16 protein-coding genes are annotated in these 18,601 nt (G+C 72.6%); all 16 read right to left on the reverse strand.

All coding sequences use genetic code 11. The features are described from left to right. Nucleotides 1–144 precede the first annotated feature (144 nt). Nucleotides 145–1,359, reverse strand: a complete 1,215-nt coding sequence (moeB, locus tag AXF14_RS10915; RefSeq protein WP_067943171.1) for a molybdopterin-synthase adenylyltransferase MoeB — start codon at nt 1,357–1,359, stop codon at nt 145–147. 26 nt (nt 1,360–1,385) lie between these two features. After that, entirely contained in the window at nt 1,386–3,041 is a 1,656-nt protein-coding gene (gene pgi / locus AXF14_RS10920) for a glucose-6-phosphate isomerase (RefSeq protein WP_067943173.1), read from the reverse strand. Between the two features lie 157 nt (nt 3,042–3,198). Beyond that, nucleotides 3,199–5,358: a bifunctional cytidylate kinase/GTPase Der gene (gene der, locus AXF14_RS10925; protein ID WP_067943175.1), complete on the reverse strand. Its 2,160-nt coding sequence runs from the start codon at nt 5,356–5,358 to the stop codon at nt 3,199–3,201. 234 nt (nt 5,359–5,592) lie between these two features. After that, nucleotides 5,593–6,765 (reverse strand): prephenate dehydrogenase, encoded by a 1,173-nt coding sequence (locus tag AXF14_RS10930; protein WP_067943177.1) that lies wholly within the window; start codon nt 6,763–6,765, stop codon nt 5,593–5,595. Then, nucleotides 6,762–7,736, reverse strand: a complete 975-nt coding sequence (locus tag AXF14_RS10935) for a pseudouridine synthase (protein ID WP_067943179.1) — start codon at nt 7,734–7,736, stop codon at nt 6,762–6,764. Before AXF14_RS10935 ends, AXF14_RS10930 begins: the two co-directional genes overlap by 4 nt. Beyond that, complete coding sequence (scpB, locus tag AXF14_RS10940; protein ID WP_067944366.1) at nt 7,733–8,335, reverse strand: SMC-Scp complex subunit ScpB; 603 nt, start codon at nt 8,333–8,335, stop codon at nt 7,733–7,735. The genes AXF14_RS10935 and scpB overlap by 4 nt, the downstream gene beginning before the upstream one ends. An 86-nt stretch (nt 8,336–8,421) precedes the next feature. Continuing rightward, nucleotides 8,422–9,387, reverse strand: a complete 966-nt coding sequence (locus AXF14_RS10945; RefSeq protein ID WP_084355532.1) for a segregation and condensation protein A — start codon at nt 9,385–9,387, stop codon at nt 8,422–8,424. Then, nucleotides 9,377–10,246 (reverse strand): ParA family protein, encoded by an 870-nt coding sequence (locus AXF14_RS10950; RefSeq protein WP_067943181.1) that lies wholly within the window; start codon nt 10,244–10,246, stop codon nt 9,377–9,379. Before AXF14_RS10950 ends, AXF14_RS10945 begins: the two co-directional genes overlap by 11 nt. Before the next feature lie 154 nt (nt 10,247–10,400). After that, entirely contained in the window at nt 10,401–11,390 is a 990-nt protein-coding gene (gene xerD / locus AXF14_RS10955; protein ID WP_211260176.1) for a site-specific tyrosine recombinase XerD, read from the reverse strand. 8 nt (nt 11,391–11,398) lie between these two features. Continuing rightward, nucleotides 11,399–11,641, reverse strand: a complete 243-nt coding sequence (gene secG, locus AXF14_RS10960) for a preprotein translocase subunit SecG (protein ID WP_067943184.1) — start codon at nt 11,639–11,641, stop codon at nt 11,399–11,401. A gap of 185 nt (nt 11,642–11,826) precedes the next feature. Next, complete coding sequence (gene tpiA, locus AXF14_RS10965) at nt 11,827–12,606, reverse strand: triose-phosphate isomerase (protein ID WP_067943186.1); 780 nt, start codon at nt 12,604–12,606, stop codon at nt 11,827–11,829. A 76-nt stretch (nt 12,607–12,682) separates the two neighbouring features. Continuing rightward, complete coding sequence (locus AXF14_RS10970; RefSeq protein ID WP_067943189.1) at nt 12,683–13,876, reverse strand: phosphoglycerate kinase; 1,194 nt, start codon at nt 13,874–13,876, stop codon at nt 12,683–12,685. A gap of 198 nt (nt 13,877–14,074) precedes the next feature. Then, nucleotides 14,075–15,082: a type I glyceraldehyde-3-phosphate dehydrogenase gene (gap, locus tag AXF14_RS10975; protein ID WP_067943191.1), complete on the reverse strand. Its 1,008-nt coding sequence runs from the start codon at nt 15,080–15,082 to the stop codon at nt 14,075–14,077. Between the two features lie 400 nt (nt 15,083–15,482). Next, nucleotides 15,483–16,463, reverse strand: coding sequence for a DNA-binding protein WhiA (gene whiA, locus AXF14_RS10980; protein WP_067943193.1), 981 nt, complete (start codon nt 16,461–16,463; stop codon nt 15,483–15,485). Nucleotides 16,464–16,503: 40 nt separating this feature from the next. Beyond that, nucleotides 16,504–17,529 (reverse strand): gluconeogenesis factor YvcK family protein, encoded by a 1,026-nt coding sequence (locus tag AXF14_RS10985; RefSeq protein WP_067943195.1) that lies wholly within the window; start codon nt 17,527–17,529, stop codon nt 16,504–16,506. 8 nt (nt 17,530–17,537) lie between these two features. Further along, a complete protein-coding gene (gene rapZ, locus AXF14_RS10990; RefSeq protein ID WP_084355533.1) occupies nt 17,538–18,557 on the reverse strand; it encodes an RNase adapter RapZ in 1,020 nt (339 codons plus the stop codon). Nucleotides 18,558–18,601 lie beyond the last annotated feature (44 nt).

Consider the following 18,601-nt stretch of genomic DNA (forward strand, 5'->3'; position numbering starts at 1 on the left):
TGTAGAACATTAGCCCATCACCCGCTCGCCCCCGAAATCGAGGATCGGTGACGCCGGTCACCGCCGGAGTCGGCGGTGCACCCGCCGCGGCCAGGACGTCCCGATCTCGCGGTCACGATGTCCCGATATCGGCCGACGGAGGCCTCAGGCGGTGGCGTTCCAGGCCTTCATACCGCCCTCGAGGTTGGTGAGCGGGCCGGTGTAGCCCGCGGCCTCGAGCGCGGCGATGGCACGGGCGGAGCGCACGCCGGCGGCGCAGTGGACGATCATCTCCTTGGACGGGTCGAGCTCGGCGGTGTGCAGGGCGACCTCGCCCAGCGGGATGCGCAGGGAGCCGTCGATGGCGTCGAGCGCGACCTCGTTGGGCTCGCGCACGTCGAGGAGCGTGAAGTCCTCCCCGATCGTCTCCCCCGCGGCCAGGCGGGCGCGCAGCTGCTCGGCGGTGATCTCGTTCATGGGGTTCTCCTCCTCGCCCGGAATCCCGGGCAGTCGGACGCCGCAGAAGGCGTCGTAGTCGATGAGCTCGATGGTCTCAGGATCCACCCCGCACACGGGGCAGTCGGGGTTCTTCGCGACGGGCAGCTCGGCGCCACGCGCGTCCCACGCGTTGAGCATGAGCATGCGGCCGATGAGCGGGCGCGCACCGCCGATGATGAGCTTGAGGGCCTCCGTGGCCTGCATGGTGCCGATGATGCCGGGCATGACCCCCAGCACGCCGCCCTCCGCGCAGGAGGGCACGGCGCCCGGCTCCGGAGGGACCGGGTGGATGCAGCGGTAGCAGGGCCCGCGGCGCCCGTCGAGGACCGTCACCTGACCGTCGGAGCGGAACACCGCCCCGTGGACGAGCGGGATCCCGAGCCGGACGCAGGCGTCGTTGAGAAGGTAGCGGGTCGGGAAGTTGTCGGTGCCGTCGATGACGACGTCCCAGCCGGCGAGGAGCTCGAGCGCGTTCTCGCTCGTCACCGAGGCGCGCGTCGCCACGACCTTGACGTCCGGGTTGAGGGCCTCGACGCGCTCCCGTGCCGAGGCGACCTTGACCTGTCCCTGACCCGCGGTCGTGTGCAGGATCTGGCGCTGCAGGTTGGAGAGGTCGACGACGTCGTCGTCGATGATCCCGAGCGTGCCCACGCCGGCGGCCGCAAGGTACAGGGCGGCCGGCGAGCCGAGGGCGCCGGCGCCGACGAGGAGGACCCGTGCGGCCCGGATCCGCTCCTGGCCGCGCATTCCGACCTCGGGGACGAGGACGTTGCGGGAGTAGCGGCGCTTCTCGGCGTCGGTGAGCGGCCGCAGCCGGCCCTCGGGGATGATCGAGTCCCCGGGGCCGGCTGCGCGTGTGTCAGCGGCTGCGGTGCGGCTCATGCGGTGCGCCAGAGCGACCCGGCGCCTCAGTGGCGCTCGGCGCGGTAGCGGCGGATGAGGGCCTGCGTCGAGGCGTCCTGGGCCTCGAGGGCGGCCTCGTCGCCCATGACCGCCGGGGCGATCTGGAGGGCGAGCTTCTTGCCGAGCTCGACGCCCCACTGGTCGAAGGAGTCGATGCCCCAGACGATGCCCTCGGTGAAGGTGATGTGCTCGTACAGGGCGATGAGCTCGCCGACGACCTTCGGGCTGACCTCGGGGGCGAGGATCGACGTCGTCGGCTTGTTGCCGGTGAAGACGCGGGCCGGGACGATCTCCTCGGCCGTGCCCTCGGCGCGCACCTCGTCGGCGGTCTTGCCGAAGGCGAGGGCCGCGGTCTGGGCGAGGAAGTTCGCGAGGAAGAGCTCGTGGACGTCCGTGTCGCCGTCCTTCGTGGCGTGGGCCGGGTTGACGACGCCGATGAAGTCGGCGGGGATGAGCTGGGTGCCCTGGTGGATGAGCTGGTAGAAGGCGTGCTGGCCGTTGGTGCCCGGCTCGCCCCAGAAGACCTCGCCGGTCTCCGTGGTGACGGGGGTGCCGTCCCAGCGCACGGACTTGCCGTTGGACTCCATGGTGAGCTGCTGGAGGTAGGCCGGGAAGCGGTGCAGGTACTGGGCGTAGGGCAGGACGGCGTGCGTCGCGGCCTTGAAGAAGTTGCGGTACCAGACGTTGAGCAGGCCCATGAGCATGGGGACGTTCTCAGCCGGTGTCTTCGTGGCGAAGTGCTCGTCGACGGTGCGGAAGCCGGAGAGGAACTCCTCGAAGGCCTCGGGGCCGACGGCGACGGCGAGGACGGTGCCGACGGCGGAGTCGACGGAGTAGCGGCCGCCGACCCAGCTCCAGAAGCCGAAGGCGTTGACCGGGTCGATGCCGAACTCCTCGACCTTGTCCAGGGCGGTGGACACGGCGACGAAGTGCTTGGCGATGGCGCCGTCGGTGCTGATGCCCTTCGCCTCGAGCGCGCCCAGGAACCAGTCGCGCGCCATGCGGGCGTTGGTGAGGGTCTCGAGCGTGGTGAAGGTCTTCGACGCGATGATGAAGAGCGTCGTCTCCGGGTTGAGGTCCTTGACCTTCTCCGCGCAGTCGTTGGGGTCGATGTTGGAGATGAAGCGGGCGGTGAGCCCTTCCTGGACGTAGGGCTTGAGGGCCTCGTAGACCATGACGGGGCCGAGGTCGGAGCCGCCGATGCCGATGTTGACGACCGTCTCGATGCGCTTGCCGGTGACGCCGGTCCACTCGCCGGAGCGGACGCGGCGGGCGAAGGCGTAGACCTTCTCGAGGGTCTCGTGGACGTCCTTGACGACGTCCTGGCCGTCGACGGTGAGGGAGTCTCCCTCGGCGCGGCGCAGGGCGGTGTGGAGGACGGCGCGGTCCTCGGTGACGTTGATGTGCTCGCCGGCGAACATGGCGTCGCGGCGGCCGGGGACGTCGACCTGCTCGGCCAGCTCCACGAGGGCGTCGCGCACCTCGTCGGTGAGGAAGTTCTTGGAGAGGTCGACGTAGAGGTCGCCGAGCTCGAAGCCGTAGCGCTGGGCGCGCTCCGGGTCCGTGTCGAAGGCGCCCCGCAGGTCCGGGGTGAAGGAGTCGTGGAGAGCGGTGAGCGTCGTCCAGGCGGGCGTGGTCGTTGCGTCAACAGGCTTGAGCATGGTGCCAGTCTAGGGCGGCGGCCCTGGCGCGCCCACCGCCGTCGGTCCCGGTGCGGGGCCGTTCGTCAGGAGCGAGAGCGGCGCCGTCGTCAGGGAGACGACGGCGCCGGACCTTCACGTGCGCGCCCCGGGCTGAGACGCCTCGGGGCTGGGCGGCTCAGCGGCGGGAGCGGCGCTCGCGCGCGCGGACCCCGATCTGGATCGGCGAGCCGACGAAGCCGAACTCCTCGCGCAGGCGACGCTCGATGAAACGGCGGTAGCCCGGGTCGAGGAAGCCGGTCGTGAAGATGACGATGCGCGGCGGCGCCGTCTGCACCTGGGTGGCGAAGAGGATGCGGGGCTGCTTGCCGCCGCGCAGCGGGTGCGGCGTCGCGGACTGCAGCTCGCCGAGGAAGCCGTTGAGGCGCCCGGTGGGGATGCGGGTGGTCCAGCCCTCCATGGCGGCGTCGAGCGCGCGCACGAGGCGGTTCGTGTGCCAGCCGGTGCGGGCCGCGAGGTTGATGTGGGGCGCCCAGGCGACGTGCGCGAGGTCGTGCTCGACCTCCCATCCCAGCTGCGCCTGACGGTCCTCGTCGACGAGGTCCCACTTGTTGTTGACGAGGACGAGGCCGCGCCCGGCGTCGACGACCTGTTGGATGATGCGGACGTCCTGCTCGCTGATGGGCTCGGAGGCGTCGAGGAGGACGACGGCGACCTCGGCCTTCTCGATGGCGCCCTGGGTGCGCAGCACGGCGTAGTAGTCGGCACCGCGGGACTGCTTGACACGGCGACGGATGCCGGCGGTGTCGATGAAGAGCCACTGGCGGCCGTCGAGCTCGATGACCTCGTCCACGGGGTCGCGGGTGGTGCCAGCGAGCTCGTTGACGACGACCCGCTCGGACCCGGCGATCGCGTTGAGGAGGCTCGACTTGCCGACGTTGGGGCGGCCGACGAGCGCGATGCGGGCGAGGTCGCCGTCGGGGGCGGGGCCGGCGACGGCGGAGACCTCGGGGAGGACCTCCATGGCGGCGTCGAGGACGTCGCCGGAGCCGCGGCCGTGGAGGGCGGAGACCGGGTAGGGCTCGCCGAGGCCGAGGTTCCACAGGGCGGCGGTGTCGCCCTCCTGCGCCGGGGAGTCGACCTTGTTGGCGGCGAGGACGACGGGCTTGCCGGAGCGGCGCAGCATCTTGACGACCTGCGCGTCCGTGTCGGTGATGCCGACCTGGGCGTCGACGACGAGGAGGACGGCGTCGGCCATCTCGACGGCGACCTCCGCCTGGGTGGCGACGGCCTCGTCGAGGCCCTGGACGTCGAGCTCCCAGCCGCCGGTGTCGACGATGGTGAAGCGGCGTCCGGCCCACTCGGCCGGGTAGGAGACGCGGTCGCGGGTGACGCCGGGGGTGTCCTGGACGACGGCGACGCGCTTGCCGAGGACGCGGTTGACGAGGGTGGACTTGCCGACGTTGGGGCGGCCGACGACGGCGAGGACGGGCAGGCCCATCTCGATGCCCTCGTCGGCGGCGGGGACCTCCTCGCCCGAGAGCAGCGCGAGGTCCTCGTCGTCGAGCTCGTAGTCGGACAGGCCGGCGCGCAGGGCCTCGGCGCGCAGGCGGTCCTCCTCGTCGCGGGCGGCCGCGGCGTCGACGGCCTCCTCGATGAGGTCGAGGACGTGCTCGACGACCTCGTCGAGGGTCATGCGGCTCGTGTCGACGAGGGTGACGCCGTCGGGGGCGGTGAGGAACTGGGAGACGGTGGCGTCGTCCTCGTCGCGGCGGACCACCTGGTCGCGCAGGGCGGCGGCGTCGACGGCCTTGCCGGCGGCCTCGAGCTCGGTGGCGCGGCGGGTGAGGCGGGCCTCCTCGGAGGCGGTGACGAGGAGGCGCACGTCGGCGTCCGGGGCGATGACGGTCGTGATGTCGCGGCCCTCGGCGACGATGCCGGCGCCGTCGGAGAAGGAGGAGGCGTCGCCGACGGACTCGGCGTGGATGATCTCCTGCTGGAGGCGCCCCAGCTCAGCGCGGACCTCGAGGTTGGTGGCGACCTTGGAGACGACGGTGGCGACGTGCGGGTCGCGGATGGCGACGCTGACGTCCTCGCCGTCGCAGGTGACGCCGGGGGCCTCGGGGTCGAGCCCCATGTCGAGCGGCATGGTCTCGACGGCGCGGGCGACGGCGGTGGCGTCGTCGAGGTCGACGCCGGAGCGCTCGCACCACCAGGCGGCGGCCCGGTACATGGCGCCGGTGTCGAGGTAGGCGAGGCCGAGCTCGGAGGCGACGCGCTTGGAGACGGTCGACTTGCCCGAGCCGGACGGTCCGTCGATGGCGACGACGATTCCCATGGGTGCCTCCTGGAGGGTGTCCTGACGCCGGTCAGGTGCGGGCCCGGGGTCCCGGGCGGATATCCGCGGCCAAGCCTGCCATGCGGGCGCCCGCGCGCGGCCCCGCGCCCCTCATGAGATCGCGCACCCGCCCCTCTGGCCTGCCCTCCCCGTGGTCGACCGTCAAACGCACGCTCGACCGCCTGATTTCCGGGAATCAGACGGTCGAGCGGTGCATTGCCGGTCGACCAGGGACTACGACAGGACGACGCGCCAGCCGCGGGCGTCGAGGGCCTGCTCGAGGCGCTGAGCGCTGGAGGGCAGCACAGAGAGCATGGCGAGGCCGGCGCTCCGCCCGGGCGAGTGCTCCATGGCGAAGTCCTCGATGTTGACCTCCGCCTCGCCGACCTCGGTGAAGAGGCGGCCGAGCATGCCGGGCTCGTCGGGGACGAGGACCTGGACCTCGGCGTAGCGGCGCGGCGCCCCGCCGTGCTTGCCGGGGATGCGCGCCTGACCGGCGTTGCCGCGGCTCATGACGTCGGTGATGGCGCCGACGGCGCCGGGTGCGATGTCCCCGGTCCGTCCGGGCGCCGTGTACGCCTCGCTGCCCGGGTCGACGGCGGCGGGGGCGATGCCCTCGATGAGCGCGTCGAGGTCCTCGCGGACCCTCCGCAGCTGCTCGACGACGGGGCCGGCGTTGCCGACGAGGATCGCCGACCACAGGCGCGGGTCGGAGGCCGCGATGCGCGTCGTGTCGCGCAGCCCCTGCCCGGCCAGCGCGAGCGAGGCCTCGGGCAGGGACTCCAGACGTGCGGCGAGGAGGGAGGAGATGAGCTGGGGCACGTGGCTGACGGCGGCGACGGAGGCGTCCTGCTCGGCGGCGGTCATGCGCACGGGCGTGGCGCCGACGTCGACGGCGAGGTTGCGCACGACGAGCTCCGCCTCCGGGGTGGCGCCGTCGGCGACGACCACCCACGGTCGGCCGACGAAGAGGTCGGAGTCCGCGGCACCGGCGCCGGAGAGCTCGCGCCCGGCCATGGGGTGGCTGCCGACGTAGCGGGCAACGGCCTCTCCCCCGCGGGCGCGCACCTCGGCGGCGATGCGGTCCTTGACGGAGGCGACGTCGGTGACGACGGCGCCCGCGTGGGCGGCCAGCGCGTCGAGGACGACGGCGGCGGTGACGTCGGGAGGCGTGGCGACGACGACCAGCGCGGGCTCGGCGGACTCCCCGGTGCGCACGGCCCCGGCGCCCATGTCTCGGGCCAGCGCGAGCGAGGTCGGCGAGGTGTCGGCGAGCTGGACCTCGACGCCGGCCGCCGTGAGGGCCAGGGCGAGCGAGGTGCCGAGCAGCCCGGTGCCGATGACGAGGACCGGGCCGGTGGTCGCGACGGCGGCCGTCGTCAGGTCGGTGCCGGGCGCGGCGCTCACAGCCCGACCTCCTTCTGGAGGGCGGCGACCTCGTCTCCGGTGAGGGCCCGCATCTCGCCGGGGCGCAACCCGCCGACGGACAGGGGACCGAGCTTGGTGCGCGCGAGCCGCTTGACCGGGTGGTCGACGGCGGCGAGCATGCGGCGGACGATCCGGTTGCGGCCCGAGTGCAGGCTGACCTCCACGATGGAGCCGGCCGGTCCGGAGTCCTTGACGGTGACGCGGTCGGCGTGGATCTGGCCGTCCTCGAGCTCGATCCCGCTGCGGAGCTTGCGCGGCACCCAGTGCTCGACCTCCCCGGCGACGATCGCGACGTAGGTCTTGGAGATCTCGTAGCTGGGGTGCATGAGGCGGTGGGCGAGCTCGCCGTCGTTCGACAGGAGCAGGAGGCCCTCGGTCTCGGTGTCGAGGCGCCCGACGTGGACGAGGCGGACACCGGCGGCGCGCTCGGTGCCGCCGAGCTCCTCGACGTGCTCGTCAACCCACCGCTGCCCGAACTCGGCGACGGTCGGCCGCCCCTCGGGGTCCTCCATGGTGGTGACGACGCCCGCCGGCTTGTTGAGCAGGACGGTGACGACGTCGGGGTTGGTGAGCACGCGGGAGCCGTCGACGCGGATCTCCTGGGTGAGCGGGTCGACGCGCACGCCGGGCTCGGTGACGACGACGCCATCGACGCTCACGCGGCCGGCGGAGATGAGGCCCTCGCAGGCGCGGCGGGAGGCGACGCCGGCGTGGGCGAGGACCTTCTGGAGGCGCTCGCCGTCCTCGACGTAAGGGTCGTCCTCCCCGCCGCGGGCGGCGCGGCGGCGTGCGGCGTCGGCCGCCGCCTCGTCCTCCTCGGAGAGCGCCTCGGCGTCGAAGGCCGCGAGCTCGTCGGCGTCGGCGTCCTCGTCCAGCTCCTCGAGGTCGTCCTCGTCGTAGAACTCCTCCGTGCCCAGGTCGAGCTCGTCGTCGCGGTCGTGGCTGCTCATCGCAGGCTCCTTTCGCTCATCTCGTCCTCGATGTCGCCGAGCGCGCTCGCGTCGGGCAGGTAGGGGGCCAGGGGCGGGAGCTCCTCGAGGGACTCCAGCCCGAGGTACTCGAGGAACTCGGTCGTGGTGCGGTACAGGATGGCGCCGCTCGCCTCCGCGCCGGCCTCCTCGATGAGGCCGCGGGTGTGGAGGGTGCGCACGACGCCGTCGACGTTGACGCCGCGGATCGCGGCGACGCGCCCGCGGGTGACGGGCTGGCGGTAGGCGATGACGGCGAGGGTCTCGAGGGCGGCCTGGGACAGGCGCGCGGTGGCGCCGCCGATGACGAAGCGCTCGACGAGGTCGTGGAACTCCGGGGCGGAGGCGAGGCGCCAGCCGCCGGCCACGTGGCGCAGGACGAAGCCGTGCTGGCGGCCCGTTCCCGTGGCGACGCCCGCGTGGGTGGCGGAGCCGTCGTACTCGGCGGCGAGGTCCTCGAGGACGGCGGTGGCGGTCTCAGCGCTCACGCCGAGCGCGTCGCTGAGGGCGGCTGCGGTGACGGGCTCGTCGGCGACGATGAGGACGGCCTCGGTGGCGCGCCGGAGCTCGGGGGCGGACAGGAGCGAGAGCTGGGTGGCGTGCCCGGGCTGCTCGTCCGGCGTCCCCGGCGGCGGCGTCGGCTGCCCCTGGGCGGGGTCGGTGCTGCTCAATCGAACTCCTCCTCGGCGTCGGCTCCCATGGTGCCCGTGAGGTCCTCGTCGGTGCCGCACCAGGACACGGTGATCTCCCCCATCGCCTGCTCCTGCTCGAGGTCGACGGCGCCCTGCCTGTGCATGATGAGGAGGGCGAGGAAGCGGGCGACGACGACGGCGGTGCGGTCCGCGTCCTCGGTGAGCTCGGTGAAGGTGCGCGAGCCGTGCCTGTGCAGGAGGAGTGCGAGCAGGCTCATCTGCTCGCCGACGGGCACGCGCTCGTGGAGGTGGACGGTCTGGACCTCGGGCTCGCCGGGCCGAGTGAGGACACCCGCCATGATCCGGGCGAGCTCGTCGGGGCTGATCGTGGAGACGAGGCGCGGCAGGAGGGCGGCGAGCTCGGGGTCGAGTCCGACGACGCGCGGGTGTGAGCGGCGGGCGGTCTCGCCGCGCTCGCGCATCCAGTCGGCGGCCTCCTTGTAGGCGCGGTACTGGAGGAGCCGGGCGAAGAGGAGGTCGCGCGCCTCAAGGAGCTCGGCGACGTCCTCGTCGTCCTCGTCGCCGTCGTGCGGGAGGAGCCGGTGCGCCTTGAGGGCGAGCAGGGTCGCGGCCACGAGCAGGAACTCGCTGGCGTGCCCGAGGTCCCAGTCAGCGCGCATGTGGGCGATGAACTCGTCGGTGACCTCCGCCAGGGCGAGCTCCGTGACGTCGAGGCGCTTGCGGGCGATGAGCGCGAGGAGCAGGTCGAAGGGGCCCTCGAACTGCGGGAGGGCGACGTTGAAGCCCGGGACGCGGGCGGGGCCGGTGGGCTCGACGCCCTCACCGGTCAGCGGCGCGGGTGCACCGGCCTCGTGCTGCTCGGCGCCGGGGTCGGCCGCACGGCGGTCCGCGCCGTCGGGCTGGTCCTCCCCCGGCGCTACGACGCTCTGCGCCGCGGCCTCGGGAACGCCGTTGGCGGGCGCCGTCGTCTCAGGCGACATCGCCGCGGTCGATGATCTCCCTGGCGAGGCGGCGGTAGGCCTCGGCGCCGGGGTGCGTGGGCGCGTAGCTCGTGATGGGCTCGCTCGCCACGGAGGCGTCCGGGAACTTGATGGTGCGGCGGATCCGGGTGTCGAAGAGCTTGTCGCCGAAGGCCTCGGCGAGGCGCTCGAGGACCTCTCGCGAGTGGAGGGTTCGGGTGTCGACCATCGTGGCGAGGATGCCGTCGATCTGGAGGCGCGGGTTGAGGCGGTCGCGCACGCGGTCGACGGTCTCGACGAGGAGGGCGACGCCGCGCAGGGCGAAGAACTCGGTCTCGAGCGGGATGATGACGCCGTGCGCCGCGGTGAGGGCGTTGATGGCGAGGAGGCCGAGCGAGGGCTGGCAGTCCACGAGGATGACGTCGTACTCGTCCATGACGGGGCGGAGGACCCGCTGGAGGGCCTGCTCGCGGGCGACCTCGTTGACGAGCTGGACCTCGGCGGCCGAGAGGTCGATGTTCGCCGGGACGATGTCGAGGCCCTCGGTGCTCGTGCGGTGGATGACGGGGCGGATGTCCGGCTTGGCGGAGACGAGGAGGTCGTAGATCGTCTCGTCGAGCTCCTGGGAGTTGATGCCCAGGCCGGCGGAGGCGGCGCCCTGCGGGTCGAAGTCGATGATGAGGACGCGGCGGCCGTACTCGGCGAGCGAGGCGCCGAGGTTGATGGTGGTCGTCGTCTTGCCGACGCCGCCCTTCTGGTTGCACATCGCGATGACGCGGGCGGGGCCGTGGGACTCCAGGGGCGCGGGGACCGGGAAGACCTTCTCCGGCGGGGTGGTGTCGGGCAGGTCGATGAGGCCGGGCTGGTTGGAGTCACTCACGGCGGAAACCCTAACGCACGGCGCCGCTCCGGGTCCCGGGCGTTCTGGACGACGAGCAGCAGCCCGCCGACGGCGCCGGCGCGTTGACGCCGCACTGCTCCTGGGCGGTCCGTCGTCGTGGAGCGGCCGGGTTCCGACGGCGCCCGCCGCGCGTTCAGCCGAGCGCGCGCGGGTGGCTCGTGGCGTAGACCTCCCGGAGCTGGTCGACGGTGACCTTCGTGTAGATCTGCGTCGTCGTCACCGAGGCGTGGCCGAGCATCTCCTGGACGACGCGGACGTCGGCGCCGCCGGCCAGCAGGTGGGTGGCGAAGGAGTGGCGCAGCGTGTGCGGCGAGATGTGGCGCTCCCCGTCTCCCTCCCCGCCCGTGAGCCGGGCTCGCTCAGCGGCCTGCTGGAGGACGGCCCACGCGCTCTGCCGGGACAGGGGCCGGCCCAGGGTGTTGAGGAAGACCTCCGGCACTCCCCTGCCCTTCTCGGCGAGGACGGGCCGGCCCTGGACGAGGTAGGCCTCGAGGGCGTCCCAGGCGTAGCCGCCCATGGGCACGATCCGCTCCTTGCGGCCCTTGCCGAACAGGCGCAGGCAGCCCGACTCGCGGTCGAGGTCGTCGACGACGAGGCCGACGGCCTCGGAGATGCGGGCGCCCGTGGCGTAGAGGAGCTCGAGAAGGGCACGGTCGCGCAGGCTCACCGGCGAGTCGTCGACGCTCGCCGCCTCGAGGAGGGCGCGGACCTCGTCGACGGTGAGGGCCTTGGGCAGACGGCGGCCGACCTGGGGCGGACGGACGGCGGCGGAGGGGTCCTCGCGGGTGGTGCCCTCGGCGAGGAGGAACTTGTGCCAGCCGCGCACGGCGGTCACGGTGCGCGAGGCCGAGGAGGCGGCGAGCGGCCGCCCGCCGTCCTCCCCCGTGCGCAGCGCCTCGGCGAAGGCGGTGACGTCGGCCTCGGTGACGGCGTCGGGCTCCGTGACGGAGCGGCTCGTGAGGAAGTCGGCGTACCTCGTGAGGTCCCGCTCGTAGGCGGCCAGGGTGTTGGGGCTCAGGCCCCGCTCGACGCGGAGGTGGGCGAGGTAGCCGCGAAGGGCACGGGCGAGCGCGTCACCGCGCGGGTCCGAGCCCGTGCGAGCGGAGTCCTGCTCCGGGCCCACCGCGGTGGTCACGCGAACTTGGCGATGAGGCCCAGGCCGACGATCGTGACGGCCCAGGTGATGGCGAAGGCGACGGTGATGCGGTCGAGGTTGCGCTCGGCGACGCCGGAGGAGCCGGCCGAGGAGGAGACGCCGCCCCCGAACATGTCGGACAGGCCGCCTCCCTTGCCCTTGTGCAGGAGGATCGACAGGATGAGGAAGATGCTCGTGAGGACGAGGAGCACCTTGAGGATGATCGTGAGGACGCCCACGCGTGGTCCCTTCGGGATTCGGTTCCGCACCCTGGGGACGACCCGGGGCGGTGTGTCTGAGCGGGACTCTACCCGACGCGCGCGCCGGGGCCCGGTCTCCTCGGGGGTGAGGTGACCGGGCCCCGGTCCTGCGCTGTTCGGCGGTGCGTGCGGCGGCTCAGGGCCGCGCGCCGCACCGGCGCCGATCAGGCGTAGAAGTTGGCCATCTCGGCGAAGGAGTCGGCCTTGAGCGAGGCACCGCCGATGAGGGCGCCGTCGACGTCGGCCTGGGCCATGAGCTCCTTGACGTTGCCGGGCTTGGCGGAGCCGCCGTAGAGGACACGGGTGGCGTCGGCGGTGGCGTCGCCGTAGTCGGCGCGGAGGGCCTCGCGGATCGCGCCGCAGACCTCCTGTGCGTCCTCGGCGGTGGCGGTCTCGCCGGTGCCGATGGCCCAGATGGGCTCGTAGGCGATGACGATCTTGGCGACGTCCTCGGCGCTCCAGCCCTTGAGGGCGGCGCGGATCTGGCCGAGCACGAAGTCGACGTGGGTGCCCGCCTTGCGGATCTCGAGGTCCTCGCCGCAGCAGAGGATCGGGGTCATGCCGGCGTCGAGGACCTTGCGGGCCTTCTCGCCGACGAGCTCGTCGGACTCGTTGTGGTACTCGCGGCGCTCGGAGTGGCCCATGACGACGTAGGTGCAGCCGAGCTTGGTGAGCATCTCGGTGGAGATCTCGCCGGTGTAGGCGCCGTTGTCGTGCACGGAGACGTCCTGGGCGCCGTACTTGATGTCGAGGTCGTCGGCGTCGACGATCGTCTGGACGGTGCGGATGTCGGTGAACGGCGGGATGACGAGGACCTCGCACTTGGCGTAGTCGTGGTCGGCGTCCTTGAGGGCCATCGCGAGGCCCTGGACGAGGTGGTTGGCCTCGAGGTGGTCGAGGTTCATCTTCCAGTTGCCCGCCATGAGCGGGATGCGGTTCGACATGGGAACTCCTTGTGGTCTGTGGTGTGGTGACGTGCGGGCGCCCGGCCGCTGCGAGGGCGGCCGGGCGGGTCCGGTCTCAGTCGGCGAGGACGGCGATGCCCGGGAGGGTCTTGCCCTCGAGGAGCTCGAGGGAGGCGCCGCCACCGGTGGAGATGTGGGAGAAGGTGGACTCGTCGAAGCCGAGCGTGCGCACGGCCGCGGCGGAGTCGCCGCCGCCGATGACGCTGAAGGCCTCGGAGTCGGAGATCGCCTGGGCGACGGCCTTGGTGCCGGCGGCGAAGGCGGGGAACTCGAAGACGCCCATGGGGCCGTTCCAGACGACGGTCTTGGAGGAGGCGATGGCGTCCGCGTAGAGCTTCTGCGTCTTCGGGCCGACGTCGAGGCCCATCTGGTCGGCCGGGATGGCGTCCGCGTCCACCGTGGTGGCGGGGGCGTCGGCCTTGAACTCGGGGGCGACGACGACGTCGACGGGGACGAGGAGCTCGACGCCCTTCTCCTTCGCGGTCTCCAGGTAGCCCTTGACCGTGTCGATCTGGTCCTTCTCGAGGAGGGAGGTGCCGACCTCGTAGCCCTGGGCGGCGAGGAAGGTGAAGGCCATGCCGCCGCCGATGAGGAGGCGGTCGGCCTTGCCGAGGAGGTTGGCGATGACGCCGAGCTTGTCGGAGACCTTGGAGCCCCCGAGGACGACGGTGTAGGGGCGCTCGGGGTCGTTGACGGCCTTGGAGAGGGACTCGATCTCCTTGCCGACGAGGAGGCCGGCGGCGGCGGGCAGGATCTGCGCGACGTCGTAGACGGAGGCCTGCTTGCGGTGGACGACGCCGAAGCCGTCGGAGACGAAGACGTCGGCGAGGGAGGCGAGCTCCTTGGCGAAGGCGGCGCGCTCGGCGTCGTCCTTGCTGGTCTCGGCGGCGTTGAAGCGGACGTTCTCGAGGAGGACGATCTCGCCGTCGGCGAGCTCGGAGACGGCCTTCTTGGCGGACTCGCCGACGGTGTCCTCGGCGAGGGTGACCTTCACGCCGGTGACCTCGGCGAGGCGCTCGGCGACGGGGGCCAGCGAGTAGTCGGGGTTGACCTGGCCCTTGGGACGGCCCAAGTGCGCGACGATGATGATCTTGGCGCCGGCGCCGATGAGCTTCTTCAGCGTCGGGAGGGCGGCCTGGATGCGGCCGTCGTCGGTGATGTTCTTCTCGGCGTCGAGCGGGACGTTGAAGTCGGAGCGGACCAGGACGCGCTTGCCCTTGAGGTCGCCCAGGGACTCGATGGTCTTCATGAAACCTCTCATCGGTGGTGGTGGATGCTGCTGCGGGACGGGGCGTGACCGCGGCGTGGCGCCGTGCTGACGGGGCCCCGTGACGACTGACGCCCGCGCACGCAGTGGCGTGCGCGGGCGTCGGTCTCGTCAGGTGCTCGCGGCGGAGTCGCTCACGGGAGTGCCGGGGGCTCTCTGCGCGCGGGCCTCAGGACGGGCTCAGGCCAGCTTGGAGCCGACGAGCGCGGTGAGGCGGACGAGGGAGTTGGAGTAGCCCCACTCGTTGTCGTACCAGGAGACGACCTTGACCTGGTCACCGGTGATCTTGGTGAGCTTGGAGTCGAAGATCGAGGTGTGGGGGTCGCCGACGATGTCGGTGGAGACGAGGTCCTCCTCGGAGTACTCCAGGACGCCCTCGAGCTCGCCCTCAGCGGCGGCCTTCATGGCGGCGTTGATCTCCTCGACCGTGGCCGGCTTCTCCGGGATGAAGGTGAGGTCGACGACGGAGCCGGTCGGGACCGGGACGCGCATGGCGTAGCCGTCGAGCTTGCCCTTGAGCTCGGGGAGGACCAGGGACACGGCGCGGGCGGCGCCGGTGGAGGTCGGGACGATGTTGAGGGCCGCGGCGCGGGCGCGACGGAGGTCCTTGTGCGGGGCGTCGTGGATGCGCTGGTCGCCGGTGTAGGCGTGGACCGTCACCATGAGACCGGACTTGATGCCGAAGTTGTCCTGCAGGACCTTGGCGAACGGCGCGAGGCAGTTCGTGGTGCAGGAGGCGTTCGAGATGATGTTGTGCTTGGCCGGGTCGTAGTCCTTGTCGTTGACGCCCATGACGAAGGTGGCGTCCTCGTTCTTCGCGGGGGCGGAGATGACGACCTTCTTGGCGCCGGCGTCGATGTGGGCCTTGGCCTTGGTGGCGTCGGTGAAGAAGCCGGTGGACTCGACGACGATGTCGACGTCGAGGTCGCCCCAGGGGAGGTTGCCCGGCTCGCGCTCGGCGAGGACGCGGACCTTCTTGCCGTCGACGATGATGTTCTCCTCGTCGTAGGAGACCTCGGCGTCAAGGCGGCCCGTGATGGAGTCGAACTTGAGGAGGTGGGCGAGGGTCTTGATGTCGGTCAGGTCGTTGACGGCGACGATCTCGAAGTCCGCGCCCTGCTTGCGGGCGGCGCGGAAGAAGTTGCGGCCGATGCGGCCGAAGCCGTTGATACCAACGCGGGTGGTCACTTTGTGTCCTCCTAGTGCGCCGGGAACGGCGCACGTATTCGTAGCTCTGTGCACACGAGGTGTGCCCCGGAGCGGACGCGGATCGTGGAGTGCCTCGTTGCCGGGAACCACTCGGACCCTGTCCTCTCCGACACCCCGAGTCTAGCGTCACGTCGCGGCCCGGTGCGAGCCGCGAGCACGCCACGGGCGAACAGAGCGGGGGCGTGCGGGCCCGCAGCGCGGTGCGTGTGGCCGACGCTGCCACACCATCGGGACCGTGGTCCCACGGCCGGGCTCGCGACGGCGCCGCCCGGGAGGCCCGTCGACCCCGGGGGCGTTCCGCCGCGGGCCGGGACCGGGCCCGGGAGGGGCGTCCCGGCGGGCTCGGGCGGAGTCCCCCGCCGGCCGTCGCCCGGCGGGCTCAGAGGTCGAGCATGTCCTGGGTGAGGACGGACTCGGTGTCCGGGACGCCCGTCTCGTGCGCCTTCTTGTCCGCCATCGCCAGGAGCCGGCGGATGCGGCCGGCGACGGCGTCCTTGGTGAGCTGGGGGTCGGAGAGCTGGCCGAGCTCCTCGAGGCTCGCCTGCTTGTGCTCGATGCGCAGCCGGCCCGCCTGGACGAGGTGCTCGGGGACCTCGCCGCCGAGGATCTCGAAGGCGCGCTCGACGCGCGCCCCCGACGCCACCGCGGCGCGCGCCGAGCGGCGCAGGTTGGCGTCGTCGAAGTTGGCGAGGCGGTTCGCGGTGCCGCGGGACTCACGGCGCGAGCGGCGCTCGCCCCAGAGCTTCTGGGCCTCGGTGGCGCCCATCCTCTCGAGGAGGACGCCGATGGCCTCGCCGTCGCGCACGACGACGCGGTCGGCACCGCGGACCTCCCGTGCCTTGGCGGTGATGTCGAAGGTGCGCGCGCGGCCGACGAGGGCGAGGGCCGCCTCGGAGCCGGGGCAGGTGACCTCGAGGGAGGAGGAGCGTCCGGGCTCGGTGAGGGAGCCGCGCGCGAGAAAGGCACCGCGCCAGGCGGAGGCGGCCACGTTGCGGCCGCCCTGGACGACGGAGACCGGCATGCCGCGCACGGGGCGCCCGCGCCCGTCGACGAGGCCGACGAGACGCGCGAGGTCCTGGCCGCGGTCGCCCACGCGCAGGACGTAGCGGTTGCCGCGGTGCAGGGAACCGCCCTGGACGACCATGACCTCGGGCTCCATCCCGTAGAGGTCTTTGAGCTCGCGGTGCAGGCGCCGGACGGCGCCGCCGTGGTCGAGCTCGGCCTCGACGACGATGCGCCCGGAGACGATGTGGAGGCCCCCGGCGAAGCGCAGCATCGTCGCGACCTCCGCGCGGCGCTGGGCCGCGTTCTCGGTGCTCACGCGCGCGAGCTCGTCCTTGACGGTGACCGTCAGCGACATGTCCTGGTCTCCTTGCACTTCCTGGCTGGTGGGTCGCCCGTCAGGGGCGGGCGTCCGCGGGGGCGTCCTCGTCCACGTCCCCGACGACGCCCTCGAGGGCGTCGCGGAAGGCGGCGGCGAGTCGCAACGGGTCATGGTGGCACAGCCCGTCCCCCGTGCGCACCTGCCGCAGGAGGACGACCGCGCCCATCGAGGCGGCGACGGCCTCGAGGTCGTCGACGTCCTCGACCGTGGACGGGTCGGCGATGACGACGTCGAGGCGCAGGTCGGGGGCGTACTCGCGCAGCACGCGCAGGTGGTCGGCGGCCGTCATGCCGTCGGTCTCGCCGTCCTGCCGGTCCAGGTTGAGGACGACGGCCTTCCGGGCGCTCGTGGAGACGAGGGCCCGCTGCATGGACGGGAGGATGAGGTGGGGCAGCACCGAGGTGTACCAGGAGCCGGGGCCGAGGACGACCCAGTCGGCGTCGTCGATGGCGCGCAGCGCCTCGGGGTGGGCGTCGGCCTCGGCGGGGACGATCCCGACGTTCTCCATGCGCCCGTGGGTCATGGCGACGGCCACCTGCCCGGTGACGCGCTCGCGTCCGTCGCCGTCGACGATGTCGGCCTCGATGACGAGGGGCTCGGCGCTCATGGGCAGGACGCGGCCGTGGATGGACAGGAGACGGCCCACCCAGTCCAGGCCCTCGACCTCGTCGCCGAGGAGCTGCCACAGGGCGAGGATGAGCAGGTTGCCGAGGGCGTGGTTGTCGAGCTCGCCCTCGCCGTCGAAGCGGTGCTGGAGCACGTCGCGCCAGGTGAGGCCCCACTCGGAGTCGTCCGTGAGGGCGGCGAGCGCCATGCGCAGGTCGCCGGGCGGGAGGCAGTCGAACTCGCGGCGCAGACGGCCGGAGGAGCCGCCGTCGTCGGCGACGGTGACGACGGCGGTGATGCGGTGGGTGACGTGGCGCAGGGCCTGGAGGCTGGCGGCGAGGCCGTGCCCGCCGCCGAGGGCCACGACGGCGGGGCCCTCCTCTCCGCGGCGGGGCCAGCCGGAGGCGTCGAGCGTCGTCGCTCGGGGTGCGGTCATGGGGCGTGTCACTCCCGTCCGAGGTCGCGGTGCTGGGTGGAGACCTTGAAGCCGGCCTCGCGGAGCCGCGCGGAGATGCGTTCGGCGGAGGCGACCGAGCGGTGCTTGCCGCCGGTGCAGCCCACGGCGATGGTGACGTTGGGCTTCAGCTCGTCGATGTAGCGCGGCAGGATCGGGATGAGGAGGTCCGCGTAGGAGTCGACGAACCTCGCGGCGCCCTCCTGCCGGAAGACGTACTCGGCGACGGGCGCGTCGCGGCCGGTGAGGTGGCGCAGCTCGGTGACCCAGTAGGGGTTCGGGATGAAGCGGACGTCGAGGACGTCGTCGGCGTCCATCGGCAGGCCGTACTTGAAGCCGAAGGACATGACCGTGATGCGCAGGGCGAGCTCGGACTCGGTGGCGACGAGCTCGCGGACGCGACGGGCGAGGTCGTGGACCGAGTAGTCGCTCGTGTCGATGATGTCGTCGGCGGTGCCGCGCAGGCCGGCGAGCAGGGTGCGCTCGTGCTCGATGCCGTCGAGGATCGAGCCGGTGCCCTGGAGGGGGTGCGGACGGCGTGAGGACTCGAAGCGGCGGACGAGGGCCTGGTCGGAGGCGTCCAGGAAGATGAGGCGGACGTTCGTGCCGGCCTCGCGCACCTCGGTGAGGTAGCGCATGAAGTGGCTGAAGAACTCGCGGCTGCGCACGTCGACGACGGCGGCGAGCCGGTGGACGCCGGCGCCGACCGTCGTCATCATGCCGGCCAGGGCCGGGAGGAGCTGCGGGGGGAGGTTGTCGACGACGTACCAGTCGAGGTCCTCCAGGGCCATCGCGGCGCGGGAGCGCCCGGCTCCGGACATGCCCGTGACGATGATCATCTCGGGGCGCTGGGCCGGCGGGACCGGCGGGGTGGCCTCGTCGATGGCGGGGATACCGAAGGGCACGGTGTCCGTGCGCGGCCCGTCGTCGTCGGGAGAGGAGGCCCCGGAGCGGTCCGCGAGCCGGTCCTGGATGCTGCGTCGTGCGGGTGCGTGGTCCTGGGCGTCCATGGGCCAAGCATGTCACGGCATCGGACGGGGCACGGCGCTCTGGT

The organism is Actinomyces radicidentis (genome assembly GCF_001553565.1).
In the GTDB taxonomy this organism is placed as follows: Bacteria; Actinomycetota; Actinomycetes; order Actinomycetales; family Actinomycetaceae; genus Actinomyces; species Actinomyces radicidentis.